General features: G+C 61.8%; 4 protein-coding genes. 3 read left to right on the top strand and 1 reads right to left on the bottom strand.

The features are described 5' to 3' along the window. Positions 1–71: 71 nt before the first annotated feature. Positions 72–974, bottom strand: coding sequence for a LysR substrate-binding domain-containing protein (locus ENZ75_RS20400; RefSeq protein WP_024503328.1), 903 nt, complete (start codon positions 972–974; stop codon positions 72–74). 247 nt (positions 975–1,221) lie between these two features. Here ENZ75_RS20400 and ENZ75_RS20395 point away from each other — a divergent pair, with 247 nt between their 5' ends. From ENZ75_RS20395 to ENZ75_RS20385, 3 genes are all read left to right on the top strand, one after another. Continuing rightward, a complete protein-coding gene (locus ENZ75_RS20395) occupies positions 1,222–2,736 on the top strand; it encodes a leucyl aminopeptidase (protein WP_063167980.1) in 1,515 nt (504 codons plus the stop codon). 52 nt (positions 2,737–2,788) lie between these two features. After that, positions 2,789–3,694 carry a proline iminopeptidase-family hydrolase gene (locus ENZ75_RS20390; RefSeq protein WP_027161573.1) on the top strand — a complete coding sequence of 302 codons (906 nt, stop codon included), beginning with the start codon at positions 2,789–2,791 and terminating at the stop codon, positions 3,692–3,694. 18 nt (positions 3,695–3,712) lie between these two features. After that, on the top strand, positions 3,713–5,064 hold a 1,352-nt coding region (locus ENZ75_RS20385; RefSeq protein ID WP_164887891.1), incomplete at its 3' end, for an ABC transporter substrate-binding protein.

Raw genomic sequence — 5,064 nt, 5'->3', positions numbered from 1 at the left:
GATGAGTCGAGGTTCGACGCGGGGATTCCAATCTGAAGCGGTGGCTCCCGACATTTTCGGTTGGGGGGCATCTAAGCGATTGCCATCACCTGCTTGTGGTCCGCGACTTCGGCGAGCAGCCAATCCTGAAACAGACCGGTGCCTGGCTTGTTGCCGATGCTGCGACGCTGATGCAGGTAAATGCCGGCCGGATAGGTGTGGCGGGCACGGAACGGCGCGACCAGCTTGCCTTGCTGCAGAAAATCTTGCGCCATCATCGTGTCCGCAAGCGCTATTCCGGCGCCATTGATCGCTTCGCGCATGATCAAGGTGCAATCATCCAGTGTTGTGCTGGATTTTGGCGTCGTTTCCAGAACGCCTTCCTGCTCCAGCCAACGCTTCCATCTCATGGTTTCGCATTCATGGATCAGATGATGATTGACCAGATCGGCCGGCGATCGCAGCGGCACAGGCCCCTCCAGAAGCGAAGGCGCACAGACCGGCGTCAAAAGCAGCGGGATCAGCAGCGTCAGAGCCGGGCCGGCCTTGTAGACGAACTCGTCGACAATGGCCAAATCGAAGTTGGCGCGCTTGCCTGAAGTGGAGATCTCCAGATCCACCGACGGATGCAACCGGCGAAAGTTCGGCAACCGGTCCGCCAGCCAAAGGTTCAGAACGGTGGGCACGCACAAGACCCGAACACGTTGGATCTTGCCGTGGCGCGACCCCTCGGAGAGGCTGACGTCATCGGTGGCGCGCCAGATCGCTTCGAACGCCTCCGAGAGGCTGCGCGCATAGTAGGAGCCCCTTATGGTTGGCGTTATCTGGCGAAAACCGCGTTCGAACAGGTCCTGGCCAAGATTTCGTTCAAGCGCGCGGATGTGCCGGCTGACAGCCGAGGGTGTCAGATGCAGTTCTTCCGCCGCGTCCTTGACGCTGCCAAGGCGAGCGGCGGCCTCGAAAGCGCGCATGCCATTGAGTGAGGGAAGGGCCATTGGCCGATCATGAATTGTGAGTTGAGTTTTTGTCAATCGACATGGGCAGAATTCGCGTTTGATCGCCTGCCCTGTTAGGGGATACCCAGATGACAAGAGCAATTAAGTCGTCTCAAGAAAGCGACTATTTGGGGACCGGCATTATACCACGAACGGCGGAGACCGGCTTGACCAGTCTCCACCGGGGTGAGCGAAGCGTTGCTCGCTACCCGGCTGGTATTGCCGCAATCGGAGAGAGCGCCAGCCTATGCCTCAATCGCCAGCGCCGGTTTTCGAGACCGCGGACGAGATTTCCTCGGAAGCCTCCGTCGTCGTGATCTTGCAAACTGCCCAAACAGGCTTCGGCCCGCGGGCAGCCGCCTTGGATGCCGAGATGGGCGGGATTCTCTCGCGCGCCTGCTCCGACCCGGCCGCCTTGATCGAATCCGGCACCTGCATCGATCTTATTGCCCCGCAGTCCGTATCGACCAAGCGCGTGGTCGTCCTGGCCCTGGGCAAAGCTGAAGCCGTAACCACCCTATCACTGGCGCGCGCCGGCGGTCTGCTTGCCGCGCATCTCGAGGGCAAGGGGGAATGCGCGCCCACCCTGGTCCTGGACCCGATCGCCGGCGTTGACCTGCCCGGCGCCGAAATCCTGGCGCGTGTCGCGCTTGGCATGCGGCTACGCCGCTATCGTTTCGATATGCGCAACCGGCGGCAAGGGGCGGGAGCGGATAGAACCTTGCGGGTGAAACTGGTAGGGGCTCGCGGCCCGGATCTGACAGCGGCGCTGGCGCGGATCAATGCCATCGCCGACGGCGTCGAATATGCACGCACCTTGGTCAACCTGCCGCCGAACCATCTCCATCCAGACAATTTCCACGATCATCTTGAGCCCCTGCGTGAAGCCGGCATCGACATCGAAATGCTTGATGCCGCGCAACTGAAGGAGCTCGGCATGAACGCGCTTCTTGCTGTCGGATCGGGCTCGGCGCGCCCGCCGCGGGTCGCTGTCCTGCGCTACCGGGGCAAGGGTGCTCCCGCCCAACCACTCGCTTTCGTCGGCAAGGGCGTCTGCTTCGATTCGGGCGGCCTCTGCATCAAGGGCGGAGCGCAGATGTTCGACATGAAAGCCGACATGGGCGGAGCGGCCGCTGTGGTCGGCCTGCTGATCGCACTCGCCCGGCAAGGCAGCCCGGTACACGTTGTCGGTGTTCTCGGCATTGCGGAGAACATGCCATCCGGCACGGCGCTCAAACCGCGCGACATCATCACGACGGCGTCCGGACAGACAGTGGAAGTGTTCGACACGGATGCGGAGGGACGCCTGCTTCTGGCCGACTGCCTCCACTATGCAGCCACGCGCTTCAACCCTTTAGTGATCGTCGATCTGGCAACGCTGACCTATTCGGTGACGCGTGGGTTGGGGTCGATATTCGCCGGCCTGTTCAGCACCGACGATGCCATCGCGTCACAGATGATCGCGGCCGGAGAAACGGTCGGCGAGCGGTTCTGGCGGCTGCCGCTCGATCGGGCCTACGACGAGGGCCTGCAATCGCCGTTCGCGGACCTGCGGCATCATGCCAAGGATATGGAAGATGGCGATGCTCCCTATGCCGCAGCCTTCCTGCGCCATTTCACGGAAGATCGCCCCTGGGTGCATCTCGACATCGCCAGCAAGGAACTGACCGACACCGATCGGCCGCTCGGCAGGCAAGGTGCCACGGCATTTGGCGTGCAGATGCTGGAAGAGTGGGTGCAGGTCACCCGTAACATGAGTTAGGCGCCTGCCGCCGCGGACGATAAAAGTACCTTCAATCGCACTGGGAATTGGGATGTCATCTGAGATCATCGGCATGGAAGGACGGGCCGCTTTTGGCGCCTACGAGACCTGGTATCGGGTCAGTGGCGAACTCGGCGGCGAAAAGGCGCCTGTGGTGATCCTGCATGGCGGCCCGGGCGTCGCTCACAACTATGTCGATGCCTACAAGCTTCTTGCGCGAAGGGATCGCGCCGTCATCCACTACGACCAGTTGGGCTGCGGCAATTCCACCTTGCTGCCTGAGAAAGGCGCCGATTTCTGGACACCTGGGCTGTTCATCGACGAGCTTGAAAACCTCGTCGACCACCTCGGCATTCGGACAGGCTTCCACGTGCTCGGCCAGAGCTGGGGCGGTATGCTGGGCGCCGAATATGCCGTGACGCGGCCGCAAGGCCTGAAATCGCTGACCATAGCCAACTCACCGGCGTCCATGAAACTGTGGGTCGAAGAGGCCAACCGGTTGCGTGCGGATCTGCCCGCGGATGTGCAGGAGACCCTGACCCGACACGAACAGGCCGGCACGACGGACGATGCGGCTTACCAGGCTGCGACGATGGTGTTCTACGAGCGGCATGTCTGCCGGGTCGTGCCTTTCCCGCCCGAAGTCACGGAAAGTTTCGCCCAGGTCGTGCGCAATCCGACCGTCTATAATCTGATGAATGGGCCAAACGAGTTCCATGTCATCGGAACGCTGAGGAACTGGAGCATCGTCGAGCGCCTGCCGGCCATCGATGTTCCCACACTGATCATCTCCGGACGTCACGACGAGGCCACGCCCGCGACCGTGCAGCCCTACAAGGACGGCATCAAGGGGTCTCGCTGGGAGATATTCGAGCATTCCAGCCACATGCCGCATGTCGAAGAGCAAGATGCGTGCATGCGGGTGGTGGGAGACTTCCTGGACCACAACGATAACTGAAAAAAGGGGAATCAAGACATGAAGAAACTGCTTCTGGCGGCAACAGCCGCGGCATTGCTGGCCGGTACATGGCTGGCCCCGGCACAGGCCGAATATCTCAAGGAGCACCGAGGCGGCACCATCCGCCTGCTGGCCCGCTCCGCGGCCGGAACGCTCGATCCGCACATCAATTACACGGACCAGGGCTGGCAGATGTACCAGCCGATCTATGACGGCCTGGTGGCCTTCCGCAAGGCCGAGGGCATGGACGGTTTCACCATCGTCCCCGATCTGGCCGAGGCCCTGCCGCAGGTCAGCAATGACGGCAAGACCTTCACCTTCAAGCTGCGCAAGGGCATCAAGTTCTCCAGCGGCCAGGATCTTGGCGTGAAGGACGTCGTCGCTTCTTTCCAGCGCATCTTCAAGGTTTCCGGACCCACCTCCGGCACGTTCTATGCCGGCATCGTCGGGGCGGACAAATGCCTGGCCGACACCAAGAGCTGCACGCTGGAAGGCGGCGTTGTCGGCGACGAAGCGGCCGGCACCATCACCATCAACATCACCAAGCCGGATGCCGAGCTGCTCTACAAGCTTGCCTTGCCGCATGCCGTGGTCCTGCCGGCGGACACGCCCGCTGAAGACATGGGTTCCAAGCCCATTCCCAGCACCGGCGCGTACATGATCTCCGCCTTCGACCCGAACAAGGGCATGACGGTTTCCCGCAACCCCAATTTCAAGCAGTGGAGCGAAGAAGCCCAGCCGGACGGCTATCCGGATGTCGTCCAATATGATTTCGGCCTGTCCGAAGAGGCAGCCGTCACCGCGATCCAGAACGGCGAAGCGGACTGGATGTTCGACGCTCTGCCGAGCGACCGCCTGGGCGAACTGGGCAGCAAGTCCATGGACCAGCTGCACATCTCGCCGCTTTCGGCTTGGTGGTACGCGCCGCTGAACAACCGTCTCGCACCCTTCGACAACGAAAAAGCCCGCCAGGCCGTTGCCTATGCGATCGATCGCAACACGCTGGTCAAGCTGTTCGGCGGCAAGGTGCTGGCCTCGCCGGTCTGCCAGGTCCTGCCTCCGGACTTCCCCGGGCATGAAGACTATTGTCCCTTCACCAAGAACCCGGGCGCCAAATGGTCGGCTCCTGATCTCGACAAGGCAAAGCAGCTCGTTGAGGACTCCGGCACCAAGGGCCAGAAGGTGACGATCATCGTCGAGGACACCGCCATTTCGCGCTCCATCGGCGTCTATCTGCAGAGCGTGCTGACCAGCATCGGCTATGTCGCCGACGTCAAGCCGATCTCGTCGAACATCCAGTTCACCTACATCCAGAACACCAACAACAAGGTGCAGATGTCCGTCACCCAGTGGTACAAGGACTATCCGGC

The organism is Mesorhizobium sp. M7A.F.Ca.CA.002.04.1.1, assembly GCF_004022805.1.
GTDB lineage: Bacteria > Pseudomonadota > Alphaproteobacteria > Rhizobiales > Rhizobiaceae > Mesorhizobium > Mesorhizobium ciceri.
This window is presented reverse-complemented; position numbering and strand designations above follow the sequence as displayed.

Bases quoted from the DNA above. Each gene is read 5' to 3' on its own strand.
- ENZ75_RS20400 (WP_024503328.1), bottom strand. From the start codon at position 974: ATGGCCCTTCCCTCACTCAATGGCATGCGCGCTTTCGAGGCCGCCGCT.
- ENZ75_RS20395 (WP_063167980.1), top strand. From the start codon at position 1,222: ATGCCTCAATCGCCAGCGCCGGTTTTCGAGACCGCGGACGAGATTTCC.
- ENZ75_RS20390 (WP_027161573.1), top strand. From the start codon at position 2,789: ATGTCATCTGAGATCATCGGCATGGAAGGACGGGCCGCTTTTGGCGCC.